A 912-nucleotide genomic window follows, 5' to 3' on the forward strand; every position below is an offset into this window, starting at 1 on the left:
TCCAGCATCACGGATAGCGAGCTGGCTCGCCAGTATGGCGTCTCCCCCGCGACGATCCGGCGCTGGCGGTACCGTGACGATGTCCATGACCGACCGCACACGCGTCACAACCTGCTGGCCACCCTCACGTCCGAGCAGGAGGCGGTGCTGATCGCCGCTCGCGAATTCCTGCGGCTCGGTCTGGATGACCTGCTCGTCGTGGCACGTGAGTTCCTGAACCCTCGACTGTCTCGCTCAGGCCTGCATCGCATGCTCCAGCGCCGCGAGGTGCCGACACTGGCAGAACTGGCTCGGCAGGACGCTGGTGATGATGGGAAGCCCCGGCACAAGCCCTTCAAGGACTACGAGCCCGGGTACGTGCATATCGACATCAAGCACCTGCCTCAGATGCCTGATGAGGAGCAGAAGCGCTACCTGTATGTCGCCATCGACCGTGCCACACGCTGGGTCTATCTGGAGGTCAGGCGTAGCCAGTCTGCCAAGGATGCCAAGGCGTTCATGAAGCGCGTGGAGGAGAAGGCGCCCTTCACGATCCAGACGGTGCTCACTGACAACGGCAAGTCGTTCACCGATCGCTTCACGCGGGCAGGTGAGCGCAAGCCCAGCGGCCGCCACCCCTTCGACCAGGAGTGCCAGGCCCATGGTATCGAACATCGCCTGATCAAGCCGGGAAGGCCACAGACGAACGGTATGGTGGAGCGGTTCAACGGCCGCATCAGCGACGTGCTGGCGACCCGGCGCTATACCTCAGGCGAGGACCTGGAGCAGACGCTCAAACGCTACGCTTGGCTATACAATCACCACATCCCTCAGAAGGCGCTGCATCATCAATCACCGATCACGGCGATGAAGGAGTGGCAGGCCAAGCGACCTGAGTTATTTACCAAACGGGTGGTTAATCACACGGGACCC

Annotated in this window: 1 protein-coding gene; it reads left to right on the forward strand. The window is 62.3% G+C overall.

All coding sequences use genetic code 11. From position 1 onward, the window contains the following. On the forward strand, window positions 1-912 hold a 912-nt coding region (locus tag G7A98_RS16555; RefSeq protein WP_163650775.1), incomplete at both ends, for an IS481 family transposase.

Source organism: Modicisalibacter sp. 'Wilcox', assembly GCF_010993675.1.
GTDB classification, from domain to species: domain Bacteria; phylum Pseudomonadota; class Gammaproteobacteria; order Pseudomonadales; family Halomonadaceae; genus Modicisalibacter; species Modicisalibacter tunisiensis.